Here is a 20521-nt window from a genome sequence, read left to right as displayed (position 1 = left end):
CGGCAACGGGCACACCCGCTGCTGGCGGATACGCTACCGGTCGCACCCCATCGGACCGGAGTCAGCCGTCGGCCGATATCAGACCGGTATCCGCAGGGGGGTGTCGATCGTGACATTCCCCTCACTCCGGACCGGCCCCCTACTTGCCGAGTGCGGCCTGCATCACCGCCTTGGCGATCGGGGCCGCGAGCCGGCCGCCGCTGATGCCGTCGCGGTTCTGCGAGCCGTCCTCGACGACCACCGCGACCGCGACCGACCGGCCGTCCGAGGTCTTGGCCCAGGAGGTGAACCAGGCGAAGGGCAGTCCGGCGTTGTCCTCGCCGTGCTGCGCGGTGCCGGTCTTGCCGCCGACCTGGATCCCGGGGATCTTGGCGTTGGTGCCGGTGCCGTTCTCGACCACCGAGACCATCAGGTCCTGCATCTTCGCCGCGGTGGTCGGGCTCATCGCCTGGGAGAACTGCTTCTCGGTGTGCTTGGAGACGGTGGTCAGCGACGCCGAGCGCTCCTGGTCGACCAGGTACGGCTGCATCAGGCTGCCGTTGTTGGCGATCGCGGCGGAGACCATGGCCATCTGCAGCGGGGTGGCGCGGGTGTCGTGCTGGCCGATCGAGTCCTGCGCGGTGCCGTCCAGGCTGGGGCTGTCCGGGAAGATGCTCTTCTCGGAGCGGACCGGGGTGTCGACGGTGCTGTTGAAGCCGAACTTCTCGGCCTGCGCCCGCATCTTCTCCTTGCCGAGGTCCGCGCCCATCTTGGCGAACACCGTGTTGCAGGACTGGTCCATGCCGGACTTCACGGTGGCGTTCTCGCAGCGCTCGTACGGGCTCTCGTTCTTCAGCTGCGTGCTGGTGTTGGGCAGCGTGTACGGCTCCGGGGTCGACGTGGCGTCGTCGACGTTCTGGTAGAGGCCGTTCTCGAACGCCGCGGTCGCGGTGACCAGCTTGAAGGTCGAGCCGGGCGGATAGGTCTCCTTCAGCGCCCGGTTGAGCATCGGCTTGTTCGGGTCCGCGTTGAGGTCGGTCCAGGCCTTGGAGTCGGCCGAGTCGCTGCCGGAGAAGACGCCCGGGTCGTAGGACGGGGTGGAGACGAGCGCCAGGATCGCGCCGGTCTTCGGGTCGATCGCGACCGCCGCGCCCTTCTTGTTGCCCAGGCCGTCGAAGGCGGCCTTCTGGACCTTGGCGTCGATGGTGGTGACGACGTCGCCGCCGCGCTTCTGCTCGCCGGTCAGCATGTCCAGGGTGTTGCGGAAGAACAGCCGGTCGTCGGTGCCGGAGAGGATGCCGTCCTCCAGGTTCTCCAGCTGGCTGGAGCCGAAGACCTGGGAGGAGTAGCCGGTCACCGGGGCGTACATCGGGCCGTCGACCCAGGAGCGCTTGTACTTGTAGCGCAGGCCGTTGACGAAGTCGGACTTCGTGACCGGCTGGCCGCTGACGATGATGTTGCCGCGCGGGTGGGCGTAGCGGTCGTACAGCTGGCGCTTGTTGTTCTTGTTGTTCGCCCAGGAGTCGGCCTGGACGCCCTGCACCCAGTTGGTGCGCACCATCAGGGCCAGGATCAGCACGAGGCAGAAGATCGAGACCCGGCGGATCGGCTTGTTCATCGGGCGGGTCCTCCCTGGCCCTCGGTGGCCGGGGCCGGTTCGGCCCCGGGGCGGCGGGCGCTGTCGCTGATCTTCAGCAGGATCGCCACGAGTGCCCAGTTGGCGACGACGGACGAACCGCCCTGGGCGAGGAACGGCATGGTCATACCGGTCAGCGGGATCAGCCCGGTCACACCGCCGGCCACGACGAACACCTGGATCGCCATCGCCGAGGCCAGGCCGACGGCGAACAGCTTGCCGAAGGGGTCGCGGGCGGCTATCGCGGTGCGCAGGCCGCGCTGGACCAGCAGTGCGTACAGCAGGAAGATCGCCATCAGGCCGGTGAGCCCGAGCTCCTCGCCGAAGGAGCCCAGGATGAAGTCGCTCTTGGCGGCGAAGGCGATCAGCCACGAGCGGCCCTGGCCGAGGCCGGAGCCGGTGACCCCGCCGGAGCCGAGGGCCATCAGCGACTGGCCGATCTGCTCGGTGGCGCCCTTCGGCGGGTGCGGCGCGAAGGCGGCCATCGGGTCGAGCCAGGCGTTGATGCGGACCTTCACGTGGTCGGCGGTCGAGGCGACCGCGACCGCGCCGCCGATCGACATCAGCAGGCCGAACAGGATCCAGCTGGTCCGCTCGGTGGCGACGTAGAGCATCACCACGAACAGGCCGAAGAACAGGAACGACGTGCCCAGGTCGTTCTCGAAGATCAGGATCAGCAGGCTGACCAGCCAGATCACGACGATCGGGCCGAGGTCGCGGCCGCGCGGCAGGTACAGGCCCATGAACCGGCGGCTGGCCAGGGCCAGGGCGTCCCGCTTGACCATCAGGTAACCGGCGAAGAAGACGGTCAGGATGATCTTGGCGAACTCGCCGGGCTGGATGGAGAAGCTGCCCATCCGGATCCAGATCTTGGCGCCGAAGTCCTCCTCCCGGGACGGGAAGAAGGCCGGCGCGGCGAGCAGGACCAGGGCCACCACCATCGAGATGTAGGTGTAGCGCTGGAGCACCCGGTGGTCCTTGAGGAGGACCATCACCGCGATGAATCCGGCGATCCCGAGGCCCGACCACATCAGCTGGTTCTCGGCCGCGGGGTAGTTGCCCCTGAGCAGCTTGCCCGCCTTGTCCAGCCGCCAGATCATCACCACCCCGAGCCCGTTCAGCAGGGTGGCGATCGGCAGCATCAGCGGGTCCGCGTACGGCGCGAAGCGGCGCACCAGCAGGTGCGCGACCAGCGCCAGGGCGCCCATGCCGAGGCCGTAGCCGAGCATGCCCGCGGGCAGCTTGGAGTCCATCGCGAGGCCGACGTTGGCGTACGCGAGGACCGGCACCAGCACCGCGAAGAGCAGCAGGGCCAGCTCGGTGTTGCGCCGGTTCGGGGCCTCCTGCGGGGAGATGGTGGTGTTGGCCCGTCGGCGCGGGACGGCCCGTTCGGCCGTTGCCCTGCGTCGGCCGGACCGGCCGGTGTCTTCGCTCAGGTCGTAGCTGCTCACGTGGTGACCGCTCCCTGACGGCCGGCAAGCCCGCGCGGGGCGGTCCTATGTCGGATCACGGACGTCACTGCTTCGGGCAGGCGTTGGCCCGGCTGAGTTCGTCTTCGGTCAACTGGTTCGGGTCGCCCTGGGCGCCGGCCGCCGGTGTGGTGGCGTTCGGTGTCGGGGCGGTCGTGCTCGGTGCGGTCGGTGCCGGTGCGGTCGGGGTGGGCGTGGTCGACGGGGCGGCGCTCGGGGCCGCCGCGGCGGGGCCGCGGTTCTTCTCGGTCGGGGTGGGCGTGGTCGTCAGGAACGCGGCCTGGGTGGCCTGCGTCGCCGGGGCCGCCGCCTTGGCGGCCTTCTGGCAGAGCTGGACCCAGCCGTCGAGCTCCTGGACGGTCGACTGGGCGTCCTTCAGGCTGCTCACCGAGATCGTCTTGTTCAGGTGGGCGCGCTGGTCCTGCGGCAGCCACTTGAGCTGGATGCCGCTGTACGAGTCGCGCACCGAGGACAGGCTCAGGCCGGCCAGGTTCTGGTTGATGCCCTGGTAGACGGCGACGTGGTCGCCGTCCTCGCCGACGTAGTACTGGTCCTGCGTCCACTGGTAGCCGAAGTAGCCGGCGCCGCCGAGCAGGCCGAGCGTGACCAGGACGGCCACCGAGATCGTCAGGCCCTTGCGCTTGCGCTTGCGGGGCGGCTCCTCGTCGAAGTCCTCGGTGCCGTACACCGAGGGCTCGGCGGAGCCGTAGCCGTAACCGCCCTCGTAGCCCTCGGCGGGGCCGAAGCCGCCCGTGGCGGGGTCGTAGCCGGCCTCGTAGCCCTCGGCGGGGCCGAAGGCGCCCTGCGGGCCGCGGCCGAGGCCCGCCGCGCGGCCGGCCGGGGTGTCCGCGATCGAGCGGTCGGCGGCGGCCGAGGACGGCGGGGCGTCGGCGACCGCGCCGACCACCACCGGGACGTCGTTGAACTGGCCGCTCATGGTGTCCGTGGCGCCGACGTCGATGACGTCCGCCACGATGCAGGTGATGTTGTCCGGACCGCCGCCGCGCAGCGCGAGCTGGATCAGCTCCTGCACGGTCTGCTCGGGCGAGTAGTAGCTGCCGAGGGTGTCCTGGAGGGTCTGGTGGCTGACCGGGCCGGAGAGGCCGTCGGAGCAGATCAGGTAGCGGTCGCCGGCCCGGACCTCGCGGATCGACAGGTCGGGCTCGACCTGGCCGCGGCCGTCCAGCGCCCGCATCAGCAGCGAGCGCTGCGGGTGGGTCTCGGCCTCCTCGGGCGTGATCCGGCCCTCGTCGACCAGGCGCTGCACCCAGGTGTGGTCCTGGGTGATCTGCACCAGCGAACCGTCGCGCAGCAGGTAGGCGCGGGAGTCGCCGACGTGCACCAGGCCCATCCGCTGGCCCGTCCAGAGCATGGCGGTCAGCGTGCAGCCCATGCCTTCGAGCTGCGGGTCCTCCTCGACCATCTGCCGGAGCCGGTCGTTGGCGCCCTGGACGGCGTCGCCCAGCAGGGTCAGCAGGTCGGCGCCCGGCACGTCCTCGTCCAGCCGGACGATCGAGCCGAGCACCTCGGAGGAAGCGACCTCGCCGGCCGCGGCGCCGCCCATGCCGTCGGCCACGGCCAGCAGCCGCGGCCCGGCGTAGCCGGAGTCCTCGTTCCCCTCCCGGATCAGTCCCTTGTGGGAGCCGGCGGCGAAGCGCAGCACCAGGGTCATGCGACCTGTGCCCCCCTCTGGGTCATGGACGGGATGCTGTCCCTCATGCGCTACTACTTCCGCAGTTCGATGACGGTCCTGCCGATACGGATCGGCATGCCCGGCTGGAGCGGGGTGGGCGCGGTCAGGCGCTGCCGGTCCAGATAGGTGCCGTTGGTGGAGCCTAGATCCTCGACCGTCCACTGCCCAGTCTGATCCGGATAGATCCTGGCATGCCGGGAGGACGCGTAGTCGTCGTCCAGCACGATGGTGGAGTCGTGCGCGCGGCCGAGCGTGATGGTCTGGCCCTGCAGCGCGACGGTGGTGCCGGCCAGCGAGCCCTGGACCACGACCAGCTGGGTCGGGGCGCCGCGACGGCGTCCGCCGCCGGGCTGGGTCTGGGCCGCCGCAGCGGGCGCCGCGGTGGCCGTGGCGGCCGCTCCGGCCGGGGGAGGCGTGGGACGACCCGCGGCCTGGGTGGTCGCGGCGCCGCCCGCCGTGGCGGACGCACCGCGACGGGAGGAGCGCGGGTTCACCTTGGTGCCGAAGAGGTCGCTGCGGATCACCTGGATCGCGACGATGACGAACAGCCACAGCACGGCCAGGAAGCCCAGCCGCATGACCGTGAGGGTCAGTTCTGACATGACCGTCCCGCCAGTCGGTGAGCGAGGCGAGCGAACAATTCGGACACTACCCTTCGACCTGCCGGTAGACGATGGTGGTGGAGCCCACGACGATTCGGGATCCGTCGCGGAGCGTAGCGCGCTGGGTGTGCTGTCCGTCCACCACGATGCCGTTGGTGGACCCCAGGTCGAGCACCATCGAAGGGCTGCCGGGCCGGATCTCGGCGTGCTTGCGGGAGACCCCGGGGTCGTCGATCCGCACGTCGGCCTCGGTCGAGCGGCCGAGCACGCAGGCGGAGCCGGTGATCTGGTGGCGGGAGCCGTTCACCTCGATCCAGCGGCGGACCGAGGCACCGCCGTGGCCGGCGCCGGGGAGGTTGCGGACGTTGCCGCCGGCGGGCGCGGGGGGGCCCGGGGGCATCGCGGGGGGCGCCGCCGGCGGCGGGGGCGCGCCGTACTGCCCGGCGCCGGGCTGCTGCCACGGAGCGCCGGGGGCTGGGGCGGCCGGCGGGCGCTCGTAGCCGGGCTGCTGCGGCTGCGGGGCGTACTGCTGGGGCTCCTCGGCGGCGAGGGTGCGGCTGCGGACCCGGTACAGGCCGGTGTCGAGGTCGTCGGCCTTCTCCAGGTTCACCTGGAGCGGGCCCATGAAGGTGTACCGCTGGGCCTCCGCGTACTCGCGGACCATGCCGGCCAGCTCGGTGCCGAGCTGTCCGGAGTAGGGGCTGAGGCGCTCGTGGTCGTGCGGGCTCAGCTCGACGATGAAGTCGTTCGGCACGACGGTGCGGTCGCGGTTCCAGATGCTCGCGTTGTTGTCGCACTCGCGCTGCAGCGCTCCGGCGATCTCCACGGGCTGGACCTCGGACTTGAACACCTTGGCGAAGGTGCCGTTGACGAGACCCTCAAGTCGCTGCTCGAACTTCTTCAGCACTCCCATGGGGCACCCCCTTCCAGGGTTCGTTCGCCTGCCTGCCGGCCGGATCCCGCCGGGGAACCGGTCATGCCTACTTGCGGTACTTCCGTACTGATCGTATCCACGCCGGGCCCATCCGTACGGTTCCCGGACCGTGTGGTGCCCGGGGGTGGGCTCGGACACACAGGGTGACGCATTCCGGGTACGGCACGCCAGGTGTGCCGGTCGGAGGCGCCGTCCGTCCCTCGGGCACGCGTTCGTCGGGCACCCGTTCGGATGCGGTCGGTCTCGCCGGAGAACCGATTCGGAGCAGCCCTCCGGGTCGTGCTAATGTTTTCCACGTCGGAAGGGCCGCCCCGAAAGGGAGGCCGGAACGAAGAAGCGCGAAGTCCTCATGGTACCGAGCGGTTCGGAAGATCGGTCGGCAACGAGGACAACACCCATGCGCGGGTGGCGGAATAGGCAGACGCGCTGGATTCAGGTTCCAGTGCCCGAAAGGGCGTGGGGGTTCAACTCCCCCCTCGCGCACAGCGAAGCCCCGCAGATCTACGGATCTGCGGGGCTTTCTCGTTTCCCCGGCTCCGCCGGATCGTTCCGGCCCGGCCGGGCGCTTCGGTTCAGGAGCGGGTGGCGGGCAGCTCGGCGCGGACCTCGAAGCCGCCGTCGTGGGTGGGGCCGGCGGTGAGGGTGCCGCCCAGCAGCTGGGCGCGCTCGCGCAGGCCGACCAGGCCGTGGCCGCCGCCGGGGAGGGTCTCGGCCGGGTGCACCGGCGGGGCGTCGTTGCGGACCTCGACCCGCAGCCGACGGCCCTTCGCCCGGACCTTCACGTGCACCGCCGCCTCCGGGGCGTACTTGGTGATGTTGGTGAGCGCCTCCTGCACGGTGCGGTAGGCGGCCCGCTGCACCGCCTCCGGCCAGGGGCGGTCGCCGGGGTTGAGCTCGGCGTCGGCGGCCAGGCCGCTCTCCTCGATCAGCCGGGGCAGGTCGGCCAGCCGGGGCTGCGGGGCCAGCGGGGCGTCCGGCACGCCGCCGGTGCCGCGCAGCACCCCGACCATCTGGCGCAGCTCGTCCAGGGTCCGGACGGACAGCTCGCGGATGGTGCGGGCGGTGGTCACGGCGGCCGGATCGGTGGTGCTGACCTGGAGCGCGCCGGCCTGGATGCTGATCAGGCTGACCTGGTGCGAGACCACGTCGTGCATCTCCCGGGCGAGCCGGCCGCGTTCGGTGATCAGCACCCGCTCGGCCAGCAGCCGGCTCTCCCGCTCCTGGCCGCGGGTCAGCTCGTCCAGCCGGGCGGCCAGCTCGCGGCGGGTGCGGGCGAGCAGCCCGGTGGCGGCCGGGCCGGCGGCCAGCATCACGGCCTGGATGGCGTCGAGGGCGGTGGCCCGGCTCAGGTCGAAGACGTCGGCGGGCAGCGGCCAGTGGAAGAACTCGACCAGGGCGAAGAGGACGCCGCAGGCGACCACGATCCGCGGGCGGGGGCGCTCGGCGGCCACCGTGTAGACGGCGGTGATCGGGGCCAGCCAGATCTCCTCCACCCAACTGCCGGGCATGGTGAGCAGCAGCACCGTGACCGGGAAGCGGCGGCGCCAGAACAGTGCGAGGGCGGCCACGGTGGAGAGGGTCAGCTGCCACCAGGTGGTGTCGCGGGCCACCAGGGCCGCGTCCAGCAGGGAGTACAGGACGGGCAGCAGCAGCATCAGCCAGGGCGCGGTGCACCAGGCCGGGAGCCGTCGGGACGGCAGCGGGTCGGCGGTCGTCATGCCCCGTCGCCGGGCTTGGGCCGGACCAGGCCGGCCCGGTGGGCGAGGACGGCGGCCTGCACCCGGTTCGCGGCGCCGAGCTTGCCGAGGATCGCGCTGATGTGGTCCTTGACGGTGCCGGTGCCGAGGAAGAGGCGGTCGGCGATCTCGGCGTTGGACAGGCCCTCGCCGAGCAGCGCGAGGACGTCGAGCTCCCGGCTGGTGAGGGTGCGGGCGAGCGCGGTCGCCTCGGCGTCCGGGCCGCCGCCGTCCACGTAGCCGCCGATCACGGTGCGGGTGACGGTCGGGGAGAGGATGTTGCCGCCGGCCGCGAGCACCCGGACCGCGTGCACCAGCTGCTCGGGGGCGGTGTCCTTGAGGAGGAAGCCGGCGGCGCCGCCCCGCAGCGCGGTGCCGATGAACTCGTCGGTGTCGAAGGTGGTGAGCATCGCCACGGCGGGCGGGTCGGGCTGGGCGCGCAGGCGGCGCAGCACCGAGATGCCGTCGAGGTCGGGCATCCGGATGTCGAGCAGCACCACGTGCGGGCGCAGCCGCTGGACGTGCTCCTCGGCCTGGCCCCCGGAGCAGTCGCCGACCACCTCAAGGTCGGGGGCGGAGCCGACGATCAGGCCGAGGCCGGAACGGACCAGGATCTCGTCGTCGACGATCAGCACGCGGGTGGTGGTGATGGTGCCTCCTCGGTTCGGGCGGCCGGGTGGGGGCGGTCCGCGTGGGTCGTTTCCGAGGGTAGGGGTAGCGGGGTCGGGGCGCCGAACGTGTGGGGGATGGCGACCCCCGCCGTTCGGCGGGGGTGGGAATCCGCTACCCGGTTCACGTAATTCTCAGGCTTCGTGGGGAACCATGGAGTTGGCTGACCCTTTCCGGCCCGCTCCCCCCACCTGGGCGGACGGTCGGACGGGTGTCGCCGGTCAGTCCGTCGGGCCCGTGCGGGCGCCCGGCGCCGGGCCGTACGCGGATGCGCCCCACCATCTGATCGTTTGGAATTGAGCTGTGTCGTCCACTGTGAAGTCGGAGCCGTCCGCCACCTCTCCCGGGCCCCGGCCCGTCGGTGTGCTCGACCGCTGGCGCCCGAGGGCCGCCGTCGCCTCCGTCTGGTACCTGCGCCTGATCGCGCTGCTGAACGTGGCGACGGTGCTGCTGGTGCCCTTCCGCAACCAGGTCAGCGAGCACAACGAGGGTGAGTACTTCACCCCGTACCTGATGACCTCGGGCCTGGCCAGCGCGGTGCTGTCGGTGTTCCTCGCCATCGCGATGCGGCGGCGGAAGCGGGCCGCGTGGATCTTCAACGCGGCGCTCGGCGGGCTCTTCGCGCTGCTCTACCTGGCGCTCATGGCACTTCCGGACGAGCGTTTCCACGCGCATCCGCTCAACTACTTCTCCACGATCCTGACCTGCCTGTTCGTGCTGGCACTGCTGGTCGGGCGCAAGGAGTTCACGTCCAAGGGGGACAGCTCCAACCCGAAGACCGCAGCGGCCACCTTCGTCGGCGGGCTGCTGTTCGGCGGCCTGGCCGGTTCGCTGTTGGTCTGGGCGACCAACGAGCTGTCCGGCGCGGGTTTCTGGGACCTCTTCCGGTACTCGGTCGGCCGGATGATCACCATCACGCCGTCCGAGCACCTGCGCTCGGTGATCGCCGCGCCGACCTGGGTGAACGCCGCGATCAACGCGATGGGCGGGGTGCTCTTCCTGCTGGTGCTGTACGTGGCCTTCCGCAGCCCGCGGGGCACCGAGCTGCTGACCGCGGAGGACGAGGCGAAGCTGCGCGGGCTGCTGGAGAAGCAGGGCGAGCGGGACTCGCTCGGCTACTTCGCGCTGCGCCGGGACAAGGCGGTGATCTTCTCCCCCAGCGGCAAGGCGGCGGTCACCTACCGCGTGGTCGGCGGCGTCTCGCTCGCCTCGGGCGACCCGATCGGCGACCCGGAGGCCTGGCCCGGTGCGATCGACGCCTGGCTGGCCGAGGCCCGCGAGCACGCCTGGGCGCCGGCCGTGATGGGCGCCTCCGAGGAGGCCGGGGTGATCTACGCCCGGCACGGGCTGGACGCGCTGGAGCTGGGTGACGAGGCGATCGTCGAGCTGGACGAGTTCTCGCTGGACGGCCGCGCGATGCGGGTGGTCCGGCAGGCGTACAACCGGGTCAAGCGGGCCGGGTACACGGTGCGGATCCGCCGCCACGAGGACATCGCGGAGGCGGAGATGGCCGCGCTGGTGGCCAAGGCCGACGAGTGGCGCGACGGGGCGACCGAGCGCGGCTTCTCGATGGCGCTCGGCCGGCTCGGCGACCCGGGCGACGGCCGCTGCGTGATGCTGGAGTGCAGCGACGGCGAGGGCGAGCTCAAGGCGCTGCTGAGCTTCGTCCCGTGGGGACCGGACGGGCTCTCGCTGGACCTGATGCGCCGGGCCCGGGACACCGAGAACGGCCTGATGGAGTTCATGGTGATCGAGCTGCTGCAGCGCGCCGACGAGGTCGGGCTGAAGCGGGTGTCGCTGAACTTCGCGATGTTCCGCTCGGTTTTCGAGCGCGGTTCGCGGCTGGGGGCCGGACCGGTGCTGCGGCTGTGGCGTTCCGTCCTGGGTTTCTTCTCGCGCTGGTGGCAGATCGAGTCGCTGTACCGGGCGAATGCCAAGTACCGGCCGATCTGGGAGCCGCGCTACCTGCTGTTCGAGAAGAGCAGCGAGATTCCGCGGATCGGCATCGCCAGCGCGCGCGCCGAGGGCTTCATCGTCGCGCCGAGCCTGCCCGCCCTGTTCCGACGCCGGCACGCCGGAACCGCCGTGGTGGCGCCCCGGGAGCCGGTGGCGGCCCGGGACGGGAAGGGGTAGCCCTCCGTCGGGGGGCGGAGGGGGCCGGTCGGTCGAATGGGGGTCCGGAGGGGGGACGAGTCTCCCCCCTGAGGATGACCCTTATCCCCATCCGTGCCGATGTGCCTTTGTTAAGAGGCTTCTAATGTTGGACTAGACGAGAGTTCGGGGATTCGGAGAAACGGCTGTGATTTTCAGGACCCACGCGGGGGGCGTGCGAAAGGGGCCGCTGGCGCTAGCCGGAACGGCCGCTGTCGCCGAGTGGGGAACGTTGTTCGTGACGGTGCGGAACACGGTGGTGCGAAAGAAGTTCGCAGCGGTTCCGTTGGCCACGCTGGCGACGTTTCTGATCCTGCTGTTCAGCATCGTCCAGCACCTGCCGGGCGGTGAGCACTTCGTCAATCGGATCGGGGTGGTGCGGGCGGCGCTGCCGCTGGACGTCTCGCTGCTGCGGACTCCGCTGTCGCTGTACGTCCCGGCGCTGGACCTGCCGGTCTGGGGGGCGCTGGCCCAGGTGTTCGTGGTCTTCGCGATCGCCGAGATCGTGCTCGGCCGGCGGATGACCCTGGTGGTCGCCTACACCTGCACGCTGGCGGGCACGCTCTTCGCCCGGGTGGGCGTCGCGATCGGGCCGCACCACCTGTTCGGCTTCCCGAAGTGGGTCGCCTACGTGCGGGACACCGGGCCGTCGGCCGCGGTGGTGGCGCTGGCGATCTGCATCGCGTTCCGGTGCCGGGCCTGGTTCACCGCCTGCCTGGTGGTGGCCGTGATGGTCGGCGAGGCGGTCGTGCTGCCGAACCTCGCGGGCCTGGAGCACGTGGTCGCGGTGATCACCGCGCTGCTGATCGCCGTCTCCGTCGAGGTCTTCGGGGACTTCTGGCCGCGGGTGCTGGCCGGGGTCGGCGCCGCCACCTCGGTGGCCACGGCCGCCTCGCGGGAGGTCGCGGTGGAGGCCCGGCGGCGCCGGCCGGCCGGGGCGCTCATCCCCTGACGGACAACCGTCCACGCCTGACGGCCGCGTACGGACACCCGTACGCGGCCGTCAGGCGTGCGGGAGGGGCAGTTCGAACCAGACGACCTTGCCGACGGCCTTGCGGGCGGTGCCCCAGCGTTCGGCGAGCTTGGTGACCAGGGTGAGGCCGCGGCCGGTCTCGCCGAGCTGCTCGGCCGGCTCCAGCGAGGGCAGGTTGTGGTTGTCGTCGCTGACCTCGACCAGCAGCTTGTCCACCCGGATCAGCTGCAGCTGGACGCGGTCCCGGGCGACCCGCACGGCGTTCGTCACCAGCTCGCTGACCAGCAGCTCGGTGGTGTCGCTGAGGGCCTCCAGGTGCCATCCGGCCAGCTGCTCGCGGACCAGCGAGCGGGCGCGGCGGACCTCGCGCTGGTCCACCGTGAGGTCCCAGGTGGCCACCTCGGACGGGGCGACCCCGTCGAAGCGGGCCACCAGCAGGGCCACGTCGTCCTTGCGGTCGTCCGTGTGCAGGCGGCGCAGCACCTCGTCGCAGGCCTGCTCGGGGCTCTGCTGCGGGTCGATCAGGTTGCCGCAGAGCGCGGCGAGGCCCGCTCCTATGTCCCCGCCCCGGACCTCGACCAGGCCGTCGGTGCACAGCACCAGCATCGAGCCGTCCGAGACGTCGATGGTCTTGGCGACGAACGGCACCCCGCCGACGCCGATCGGCGCGCCGGCCGGGATCTCCAGCAGCTCGCCGGTGCCGTCCGGGTGCACCAGGACGGGCGGGACGTGGCCGGCGCTGGCGAGCTCGCAGGTCCGGTTGATCGGGTCGTAGACCGCGTACAGGCAGGTCGCGAGGTGGTCGTCGCCGAGCTTGTGGGCCAGGTTGTCCAGGTGGCGCAGCAGCTGGCCGGGCGGCAGGTCCAGGGCGGCGAGGGTCTGCATGGCGGTGCGGAAGCGGCCCATCGCGGCGGCCGAGTGGATGCCGTGGCCCATCACGTCGCCGACCACCAGGGCGACCCGGCTGCCGGGCAGCTGGATCGCGTCGAACCAGTCGCCGCCGACCTCGGCCTTGGGGTCGCCGGGCAGGTAGCGGTGGGCGATCTGCACCCCGGGGATCTGCGGCGGGCGGGTCGGGATCATCGAGCGCTGCAGGGTGGTGGCGACCCTCGCCTCGGCGCGGTGCAGCCGGGCGTTGTCCAGCGACAGCGCGGCGCGGACGGCCAGTTCCTTGAGGGTCGCGGCGTCGCTCTCGTCGAAGGGGGCGCGGTCGGGCAGCCGGAGCAGCTTGAGGATGCCCAGCACGGTGCCCCGGGCGGAGAGCGGGACGACCAGCATCGAGCGGCCGGAGACCACCGGGGCCAGCCGGGCGCCGCCGAGCGCGATCGCGTAGTCGACCGCGACGTCGGCGCTGACCACCGGGACCAGCACCGGCTGGTTCAGCTGCAGGGCCATCCCGGGCGGGGTGCGGCGGGGCATGCTGACCAGCGAGCCCTCGGTGAGCACGTGGTCCCAGGCACCGCCGGTCTGGTTGTAGACCAGGGCGACCCGGCGCAGCATGGTGTCGTCGTCCGGGCGGGCGACCGGCAGCTCGGAGTCCGAGATCAGCCCGTCCACCAGGTCCACGCAGGCGAAGTCGGCGACCCGGGGGACCAGCACCTGGCACAGCTCGTGCGCGGTGAAGCCGAGGTCCAGGGTGGTGCCGACCTTGCCGCCGACCTCGTTCAGCAGCGCCAGCTGCTCGCCGGCCTGGCCGTTGGTGAGGAACGGGCCGAGCCGTCCGGACGGCGGGCCCTCGGCGCTCGCGGGCGCGGGGACCGGGACGGGCACGGCGGCGGGCGGGGCCTGGTCGGCGCGGAGCGTCGGGTGGTCCGTGGCGGACGACTCGACGGCGGCTCGGTCGATGGTGGCTCCTCCTCCCGTGGGTGTGGGCACCTCCCGGCCGGAGGCCGGGGGAGGCACGGACGGGCCGCCGCCCGCGGCGGCGCCGCTGACGGCGGCGACGGGCTGGGCGACGGGCTGGGGGACGGACAGGTCGGCGGTGTCGCGCGGGGCGGTGTCGCGTTGGGCCGTGTCGCGCTGGGCCGGGAGCTGAGCGGTCGGACAGCGGCCGGGCGCGATCTGCTCGGGCTGCGGCGGCGGGCCGACCCGGGCGGCGCGCTGCTGCGGCGTCGGGTAGCGGCGGCCCAGGCCGGCGGCCGCGTGCGCCGTCCCGGTCTGCGCGTCGGCGGGCAGCACCGGGAGCACGGTGACCGCGTCCAGCCGCAGGGCGGGCAGCCCACCGAGCCCGATCGCGGTCAGCATCGCCGGGCGGTGGGCGGCGGGCAGCAGCCGGGCCAGCGGCTCGGGCACCCGGTCGCTGGGCGCGGTGAGGGTGGCAGCCAGCCCGTGGAAGCCGCCCCGGGCGGCGGGGGCGGCGGCGAACGGCAGCAGCCGCTCGCCGAGCGCCAGCCGGGGGCCGGCGGTGCGCAGCGGGCGGGCGTCGGCGGCCAGGGCGAGCAGCCCGCCGGACGGGCCGGGCAGTGGGTAGGCCCACCAGAGCACGTCGCGCTGGTGCTCCTCGCGGTCGGTGACGGTCAGCCGGCCGGCCCAGGGGCGGCCGGCCGCGGTCAGCTCGGCGAGGGTGTCGAAGGCGTCGCAGGCGCGGCGGACGGAGCACCGGCCGAGCGCCCGCGACTCCACCGCGGGCAGCAGGCCGGAGGCCGGGCGGTCGTGGGCGACGTCGGCGCGGTGCCCGAACAGCTCCTCGGCGGCCCGGCCCCACTGCGCGATCCGGCCGGACCGGTCGACCTGGACGAGGGCGAGCCGCAGCAGGGCGGCCACGCCCGTCGGGTGGTCGCCCGGTTCGGTTCCGTCGGCCGCCGGACGCGGTGTGGAGTTGGACTCGGCCACCATGGATTCGGTCTGCTCCCGCCTGGCCGCCACGCCTGGAGGCGGCCGTCTCTCCGGAGGAAGGCACGCTGCGGATACCAGCGAAGCACGGACCGGGCCGGGCTTGATACCGAAACGGGGAGATTCCTCAGTATCGGTTGCGTGTCGCGCGTCGCGCGCCGGTCCGTACCCCCGGTTCACCCGGACGGGGCTTTCGCGCGCGGCGGTAGGGTGGCAGGCCGGACCGCCCGCGCGGCGGCCCCGCAGGACGCAGCCGCCCGGACGAGACAGAGGCGAGAAGTGAGCGCGCAGAGCCCCGCCCGCTGGACGGACCCGGAGCAGCAGGAGCTGGAGGAGCGGGTCGCCGCCGCCGAGCTCGCCTGGCTCAGCATGGACGTGGACGTGCAGACGCTGCGGGTCGAGATCGACAACTTCGCCCTGATCCACCACCAGCTGCTCGGCCCGCTCTACGCCCGGCTGGACGAGCTGGACGCACTGGTCGCCGAGGCGGTCGCGGCCCGCACCGGCCGGCCCGAGGACCTGCGCCGGGCCGCCGAGGCACGGCAGCAGGTCGAGGAACTGCCCGACCTGGACGCGCTGTTCGACTCCGTCCAGGAGCAGCGGGAGCAGTCCGGCCGGGGGGAGGAGGCGGCCCCGCCGCCGCCCGCCGCGCCGACCCGGGTGCGGCCCGGCAGGGAGGCCCAGCGGATCTACCGCGAGCTGGTCCGCCGCGCCCACCCCGACCTGACCACCGACCCGGCCGAGCAGCAGCGCCGGGCCGCCTTCCTGGTCAGGGTCAACGAGGCCTACGCGTTCGGCGACGCCGCCGCACTGGAGGGCCTGGCCGCCGAGTGGTCCACCGCGCCCGAGGCCGCCCCCGCCGTCGACGCCCCCGACCGGTCGGACTGGCTGCGCCGCCGGCTGGACTGGCTGACCGCCAAGATCGCCGAGACCGCCACCGAGCAGGTCCGGCTGGAGCTGACCCCGATGGGCCAGCTGCTCGCCCTCGCCCCGCAGGACCCGGACCGGCTGCTGGAGCAGCTCGCCGAGGAGCTGCTGGCCAAGGCCGCCGACCGGCAGGCCGAGCTGGAACGGCTGCTCGGCGGCCCCGGCCCGGTGGACGGCGACGGTTCCCAGCCGGTGGGCGACAATGGCACGGACCCGATCCACCCCCAGCCTTCCCACGCCCAGGAGAGCCACACGATGTTCGCGCAGATCCCCACCGCCGACGCCGCCGCCGTGCCCGCCGACGCCGCCCTGCTGGACGTGCGCGAGCAGGACGAGTGGGACGCCGGGCACGTGGACGGCGCGCTGCACATCCCGCTGGGCCAGGTGATCGCCCGGCTCGGCGAGCTGCCCGACGAGAAGCTGTACGTGCTCTGCCGGGTCGGCGGCCGCTCCGCGCAGGTCGTCCAGTACCTGGTCCAGCAGGGCCGGGACGCGGTGAACGTGGACGGCGGGATGCACGCCTGGCAGGGCGCAGGCCGTCCGATGGTGAGCAGCACCGGCCAGGACGCCTTCGTCCTCTAGGGACCCGTCTTCAAGGGGCCCGTCGGCAAACCCCCGCCCGGCACCCGGTAGGGCAGGATGGGCGCGCGCGAGCGCGCCGGTACCGGGCCGGGGGTGCCCGCCGACCGGGCTGGGGAGGCCATGACGGAGACGACGGACCGGCCGGCCGCGGGGAGGGCCTGGTCGAAGCCCGCGCAGCTCGTCCTCGGCCTCGCCGGGGCGGCCCTGATCGGCGGCACCGGCCTGTTCCTCGCCGCGGTGTTCCTGCACGTCGCGCCCGCCAACGCGCTGTCCCGGCAGTACCGGACCGTGGTCGACGGCGTGGTGTACCCGGAGTTCGAGCAGAACTGGAAGCTGTTCGCCCCCAACCCGCTGCAGCAGAACGTCGGCCTGGACGCCCAGGTGCGGACCGTCGCGCCCGGCGGTGCGACCACCACCCGCGACTGGACCGGGCTGACCGCGCAGGACATCGCCGCGATACGGGGCAACCCGGCGCCCAGCCACGTCGACCAGAACCTGCTGCGCCGGGCCTGGGACTTCTACGACGGCTCGCACAACCCGCAGGACGAGACGCCGGCCAACGCGCGCGGCAAGCTCGCCGAGCAGTACCTGAAGCGGATCGCGCTGCAGCGGATCGGCCGGGAGGCGGGCGGCGAACGGATCCTGGAGATCAGGTTCCGGGTGACCACGGTGACCGTGCCGCCGCCGTCCTGGAGCGGCGAGGCCGCGCCGCCGGAGCCCAAGGTGCGGGAGCTTCCGTGGTGGCCGGTCGCGGACGAGGACTACCGGGGACTGCTCGGATGAACGCGGTGTCGGCGCGGGACCCCCGGCCGGACGGCGCTGCGGTGCCGGACGCCGCGGCGCCGGCGGACGGCGTTCCGCGGCAGGCCGTCGCCGGGCAGCCGCCCGTCCCCGGGCCGGACGCGCCGGCGCCGCGCGGGCCGAGAGCGACCGAACTGATCGGACGGGCCGTCGGGGCCTTCACCGGGCGGGTGCTCGGACGCCACCAGGCCGCGGCGGTGCGGATCGGGTTCGGGCTGGTCTGGCTCGCCTATCTGCTGCGCGAGTGGCCCAACCGGCGGGTGCTGTACGGCGACCGCTCCCCCTGGTCGATGGAGCTGGCAGACCGGCTGCTGGGGGACGACGGGGCGTTCACCGTGCTGCCCTGGTTCGGAGGCCGGCCCTGGTTCGAACTGGTCTACCACCTGGCGGTGCTGGCGGCCCTCGGCGTGCTGCTGGGCTGGCGGACCAGGGCGAGCACCGTGCTGTTCCTGGTGACGGTGCTGTCGCTGCAGAACCGCGACGTCTTCCTCGGCGACGGCGGCGACAACGTCGTCCACCTGATGGCGGTCTACCTGGTCTTCACCCGTTGCGCCGAGGTCTGGTCGCTGGACGTCCGGCGGGCTCGGCGCACCGGGCGGGGCGGCCCCGGCGGGGTGGCGCTCTGGGCCGTCCTCGGGGCCGTCCTGGCGGTCTGCCAGTTCGGCGGCTTCGCCGGCGGGAACCTGACCTGGACCAGCCCGGACTTCCCCCACCTCGGCTGGTCGCCGCTGTTCTGGGGACTCTGGGCGGTCGCCGGGGTCTGGTGGACCGTCGGGCGGCTGCGGCCGGACGGCGAGCTCCGGGCGGTGCTCGACGCGCTGGCCACCATGGTGCACAACTGCGCGATGCTGGTGATCGCCGTCGAGGTGGTGCTGATCTACGCCACGGCCGGCTGGTACAAGGTGCAGGGCTCGCGCTGGCAGGACGGCACCGCGCTCTACTACCCGGTGCACCTGGACTACTTCACCCCCTGGCCCGGGCTGTCCGCGCTGGTCGGCTCGGCGCTGCTGCCGGTCTTCCTGATCTCCTACGGCACCGTGGTCCTGCAGGTGGCCTTCCCGTTCACGCTGCTCGACCGGCGGGTCAAGAACGTTCTGCTGGCCGTCATGATGCTGGAGCACATCGGGATCGCGGTGGTGCTCGGGCTGCCGGTGTTCTCGCTGGCGATGATCGCCGCGGACGCGGTGTTCCTGCCGACCGGGGCACTGCTGTGGGCGGCGTCGCGCGTGCGTCGGATCCGTACCCGCCTGATCCGGCGGGAGCCCGGGCCCTAGGATGTCGGTATGTCCTGGTTCGCCGCACTTCGTGACACCGCGCGGACCGGACTCACCCTGGACCGGGCGCTCACCGACCCCAAGCGGGCCGTGCGCGGGGCGGTCGCCGTCGCGCTGGTGCTCTTCCCGACGCTCGCGCTCGGCGGCGTCCCGCTCGCCACCTCGGCCGCGATGGGGGCGTTCATCGCCGGCTCGGCCACCTTCCAGCGCAGCTTCCGGCCCCGCGCCAGCCTCGCCGTCGCGGCCGGCCTCGGACTCGGCATCAGCACCTTCCTCGGCTACCTGGCTGCAGGGGTGTACGGGCTGTTCCCGGTGCTGCTCGCGGTGTGGGCCTTCGGCGCCGGGCTGTCCTGGGCGCTCGGGCCCACCGCCGGGGTGGTCGCGACCAACACGGTCTCGGTGATGCTGATCGTCGTCCAACTGCCGGTCAGCACCGTCACCGCGCTCGGCCACGGCCTGGTCGCCGCCCTCGGCGGGGTCGTCCAGGCCGTCGTCATCACCGTCTGGCCGATCGGGAGTTGGACCGCCCAACGCGCCGCCCTCGCCGACACCTACGCCGAACTCGCCGACTACGCGCGTCGGTTGCGGCAGGACCCGACCGCGCACGTCGACCCGGAACCGTTCATGACCGCCCGGCACGCCTCCGCCGTGACGCCCTGGCAGGACCGCCACCGGCCGCCCGAACTGCGCGGCCTGCGCGGCCTCGCCGAACGCGTCCGGCCCACCCTCGCCGCGCTCGCCGACCCCAAGGTCGGCGCCCCCGGCGAAGGGCCCGAACGCGACCGGGCCCGGGAGGTGCTGGCCGCCGCCGCCGAAGTCATGGACGCCCTCGCCCGGGCGATCCGCACCGGCGACCCCGTCCGGCTCCCCCGGTCCGCGCCCGCGCTCACCCTGATCCGGCCGGACGACGAGGGACCACGGCTGCGGGGCGCCGCCCGGCGGTCCGCCCGACGGCTCGGCGGACTGCTGCGGAAGGCCGCGGACACCCTGGACCGCAACGACGCGGACACCATCACCACCCCCGTGGTCGGCGCCGGCGGGGCGCTGCACAAGCCGACGATCGGCCGGATGCTGCCCGTCGCCGCGCGGACCGTCCGGCGGCAGCTGCACCCCCGTTCGGCGATCTTCCAGCACGCCGTACGGCTCGCCGGGGTGGTCACCGCCGCCTACCTGCTCGCCCGGCTGGCCGGGTTCCACCACGGGTACTGGGCGCCGATGACCGCCGCCATGGTGATGCGGCCGGACTTCGCGCAGACCTACAGCCGGGGCGTCGCGCGGCTGGCCGGGACGGTCGTCGGCGTCGCGGTCTCCACGCTGGTGGTGCAGCTGGCCCACCCCGGGGAGTGGGTGCTGGCCGCGCTCGCGGTGGTCTGCATCGGCGGGGCGTACCTCGCGTTCCGGACCGGGTACGCGCTGACCACCGTCGGAATCTCCACCTACGTGGTGTTCCTGCTCGGGCTGCAGGAAGGGAACCCGCTGGTCACGGCCGTCGAACGGGTCGGGCTCACGCTGCTCGGCGGATCGATCGCGCTGGTCACGTACGCGCTGTTCCCCACCTGGCAGACCGCGCGGCTCGGGGAACGGCTCGCCGAGTGGCTCGCCGCCGCCGGGCGGTACGCGGGAGCGGTGATCGCCTGCTACGAGACACCGGCGGCGCCGCGGGGGCGGGCCGTGCGGAGCGCGCTGCTGGACTCGCGGGAGGCGCGGTCCGAACTCATCCAGGCGATGCAGCGGGCCGACGCCGAACCGGGGCGGCACGAATCCGGACTGGAAGGGGTGAGCCGGCGCCAGATCGACCGGGCCGTGGCGGCGGTCGGAGCGCTCGGGCGGGCGGCGGTGCTGCTGGAGGCGCACCTGCCGGTGACGGACGCCGATCCGGTGCCGGGGACGGCGGCGTACGCGGAGGAGCTGCGGCTCGCCACGGCGCTCGCGGCGGCGGCGCTGCTGACCGGGCAGGCGGTGGAGTTCGGAGCGGTGCGGGCGGCGCAGGCCTGGCTGGAGGAGGGGCTGGCGGGGGCGCCGGCGGGGGTTCAGCGGGACGTGGTGCGGGCGGGGGTGCGGTTGGTGGGGCAGGCGTTGCGGGATCTGGAGCGGGCTTTGCGGGGCAGTGCGGAGGGGCGGTAGGGGGTGGGCTTTCGGGAGGGTGGGGGTGGAGGGCCGGGGGGGGGGGGGGGGGGGGGGGGGGCGGGGGCGGGGGGGGTGGGGGGGGGGGGGGGGGGGCGGTGGGGGGGGGGGGGGCGGGGGGGGGGGTGGGGAGCACGAC

At 73.4% G+C, this 20521-nt stretch carries 14 protein-coding genes and 1 tRNA gene; 7 read left to right on the top strand and 8 right to left on the bottom strand.

The window, feature by feature from the left end; all coding sequences use genetic code 11:
• Positions 1 to 139 precede the first annotated feature (139 nt).
• The 5 genes from ACIRST_RS30865 to ACIRST_RS30845 all read right to left on the bottom strand — a co-directional run bounded on the left by ACIRST_RS30865 (position 140) and on the right by ACIRST_RS30845 (position 6292).
• The gene (locus tag ACIRST_RS30865) at positions 140 to 1597 is read right to left on the bottom strand and encodes a peptidoglycan D,D-transpeptidase FtsI family protein (RefSeq protein WP_402806160.1); all 1458 of its coding nucleotides are present in this window, start codon (positions 1595 to 1597) and stop codon (positions 140 to 142) included.
• Positions 1594 to 2970: an FtsW/RodA/SpoVE family cell cycle protein gene (locus ACIRST_RS30860; RefSeq protein ID WP_402806248.1), complete on the bottom strand. Its 1377-nt coding sequence runs from the start codon at positions 2968 to 2970 to the stop codon at positions 1594 to 1596. Before ACIRST_RS30860 ends, ACIRST_RS30865 begins: the two co-directional genes overlap by 4 nt.
• Before the next feature lie 160 nt (positions 2971 to 3130).
• On the bottom strand, positions 3131 to 4756 hold the full coding sequence (locus ACIRST_RS30855; RefSeq protein ID WP_396549892.1) for a PP2C family protein-serine/threonine phosphatase: 1626 nt from the start codon (positions 4754 to 4756) through the stop codon (positions 3131 to 3133).
• 53 nt (positions 4757 to 4809) lie between these two features.
• Entirely contained in the window at positions 4810 to 5379 is a 570-nt protein-coding gene (locus tag ACIRST_RS30850; RefSeq protein WP_350526475.1) for an FHA domain-containing protein, read from the bottom strand.
• A 46-nt stretch (positions 5380 to 5425) separates the two neighbouring features.
• Positions 5426 to 6292, bottom strand: a complete 867-nt coding sequence (locus tag ACIRST_RS30845) for an FhaA domain-containing protein (RefSeq protein WP_396549896.1) — start codon at positions 6290 to 6292, stop codon at positions 5426 to 5428.
• A 420-nt stretch (positions 6293 to 6712) separates the two neighbouring features.
• On the opposite strand from ACIRST_RS30845, the gene ACIRST_RS30840 reads away from it, so the two are divergent.
• A tRNA-Leu gene (locus tag ACIRST_RS30840) sits at positions 6713 to 6796 on the top strand.
• 89 nt (positions 6797 to 6885) lie between these two features.
• Here ACIRST_RS30840 and ACIRST_RS30835 read toward each other — a convergent pair.
• Together ACIRST_RS30835 and ACIRST_RS30830 are read right to left on the bottom strand one after the other, a co-directional pair.
• Positions 6886 to 8031, bottom strand: a complete 1146-nt coding sequence (locus ACIRST_RS30835; RefSeq protein ID WP_402806155.1) for a sensor histidine kinase — start codon at positions 8029 to 8031, stop codon at positions 6886 to 6888.
• Positions 8028 to 8678, bottom strand: coding sequence for a response regulator transcription factor (locus ACIRST_RS30830; RefSeq protein WP_350526486.1), 651 nt, complete (start codon positions 8676 to 8678; stop codon positions 8028 to 8030). The genes ACIRST_RS30835 and ACIRST_RS30830 overlap by 4 nt, the downstream gene beginning before the upstream one ends.
• 343 nt (positions 8679 to 9021) lie before the next feature.
• Here ACIRST_RS30830 and ACIRST_RS30825 point away from each other — a divergent pair, with 343 nt between their 5' ends.
• Both ACIRST_RS30825 and ACIRST_RS30820 read left to right on the top strand, forming a co-directional pair.
• Complete coding sequence (locus ACIRST_RS30825; RefSeq protein WP_402806152.1) at positions 9022 to 10851, top strand: phosphatidylglycerol lysyltransferase domain-containing protein; 1830 nt, start codon at positions 9022 to 9024, stop codon at positions 10849 to 10851.
• A 277-nt stretch (positions 10852 to 11128) separates the two neighbouring features.
• Positions 11129 to 11821, top strand: coding sequence for a hypothetical protein (locus tag ACIRST_RS30820; RefSeq protein ID WP_350526472.1), 693 nt, complete (start codon positions 11129 to 11131; stop codon positions 11819 to 11821).
• A 51-nt stretch (positions 11822 to 11872) separates the two neighbouring features.
• Here ACIRST_RS30820 and ACIRST_RS30815 read toward each other — a convergent pair whose 3' ends face one another.
• Positions 11873 to 14677, bottom strand: a complete 2805-nt coding sequence (locus ACIRST_RS30815; RefSeq protein WP_402806149.1) for a SpoIIE family protein phosphatase — start codon at positions 14675 to 14677, stop codon at positions 11873 to 11875.
• 276 nt (positions 14678 to 14953) lie between these two features.
• Between ACIRST_RS30815 and ACIRST_RS30810 the strand changes: the two genes are divergently transcribed.
• The 4 genes from ACIRST_RS30810 to ACIRST_RS30795 all read left to right on the top strand — a co-directional run bounded on the left by ACIRST_RS30810 (position 14954) and on the right by ACIRST_RS30795 (position 20382).
• The gene (locus ACIRST_RS30810) at positions 14954 to 16183 is read left to right on the top strand and encodes a rhodanese-like domain-containing protein (protein WP_402806147.1); all 1230 of its coding nucleotides are present in this window, start codon (positions 14954 to 14956) and stop codon (positions 16181 to 16183) included.
• Positions 16184 to 16303: 120 nt separating this feature from the next.
• Positions 16304 to 16966: a DUF5819 family protein gene (locus ACIRST_RS30805; protein ID WP_402806144.1), complete on the top strand. Its 663-nt coding sequence runs from the start codon at positions 16304 to 16306 to the stop codon at positions 16964 to 16966.
• Positions 16963 to 18258 (top strand): HTTM domain-containing protein, encoded by a 1296-nt coding sequence (locus ACIRST_RS30800; RefSeq protein ID WP_402806141.1) that lies wholly within the window; start codon positions 16963 to 16965, stop codon positions 18256 to 18258. Before ACIRST_RS30805 ends, ACIRST_RS30800 begins: the two co-directional genes overlap by 4 nt.
• Positions 18259 to 18267: 9 nt before the next feature.
• The gene (locus ACIRST_RS30795) at positions 18268 to 20382 is read left to right on the top strand and encodes an FUSC family protein (protein WP_402806139.1); all 2115 of its coding nucleotides are present in this window, start codon (positions 18268 to 18270) and stop codon (positions 20380 to 20382) included.
• Positions 20383 to 20521 lie beyond the last annotated feature (139 nt).

The organism is Kitasatospora sp. NPDC101447 (assembly GCF_044767225.1).
GTDB lineage: Bacteria > Actinomycetota > Actinomycetes > Streptomycetales > Streptomycetaceae > Kitasatospora.
The sequence above is the reverse complement of the archived record's forward strand: the minus strand, read 5'-3'. Positions and strand labels throughout refer to the sequence as shown.

What these genes read in the sequence shown, in the direction of transcription:
- ACIRST_RS30835 (WP_402806155.1), bottom strand. Translation starts at nt 8,031, where the DNA reads ATGACGACCGCCGACCCGCTGCCGTCCCGACGGCTCCCGGCCTGGTGC.
- ACIRST_RS30850 (WP_350526475.1), bottom strand. Translation starts at nt 5,379, where the DNA reads ATGTCAGAACTGACCCTCACGGTCATGCGGCTGGGCTTCCTGGCCGTG.
- ACIRST_RS30795 (WP_402806139.1), top strand. Translation starts at nt 18,268, where the DNA reads ATGTCCTGGTTCGCCGCACTTCGTGACACCGCGCGGACCGGACTCACC.
- ACIRST_RS30805 (WP_402806144.1), top strand. Translation starts at nt 16,304, where the DNA reads ATGACGGAGACGACGGACCGGCCGGCCGCGGGGAGGGCCTGGTCGAAG.
- ACIRST_RS30815 (WP_402806149.1), bottom strand. Translation starts at nt 14,677, where the DNA reads ATGGTGGCCGAGTCCAACTCCACACCGCGTCCGGCGGCCGACGGAACC.
- ACIRST_RS30800 (WP_402806141.1), top strand. Translation starts at nt 16,963, where the DNA reads ATGAACGCGGTGTCGGCGCGGGACCCCCGGCCGGACGGCGCTGCGGTG.
- ACIRST_RS30855 (WP_396549892.1), bottom strand. Translation starts at nt 4,756, where the DNA reads ATGACCCTGGTGCTGCGCTTCGCCGCCGGCTCCCACAAGGGACTGATC.
- ACIRST_RS30845 (WP_396549896.1), bottom strand. Translation starts at nt 6,292, where the DNA reads ATGGGAGTGCTGAAGAAGTTCGAGCAGCGACTTGAGGGTCTCGTCAAC.
- ACIRST_RS30865 (WP_402806160.1), bottom strand. Translation starts at nt 1,597, where the DNA reads ATGAACAAGCCGATCCGCCGGGTCTCGATCTTCTGCCTCGTGCTGATC.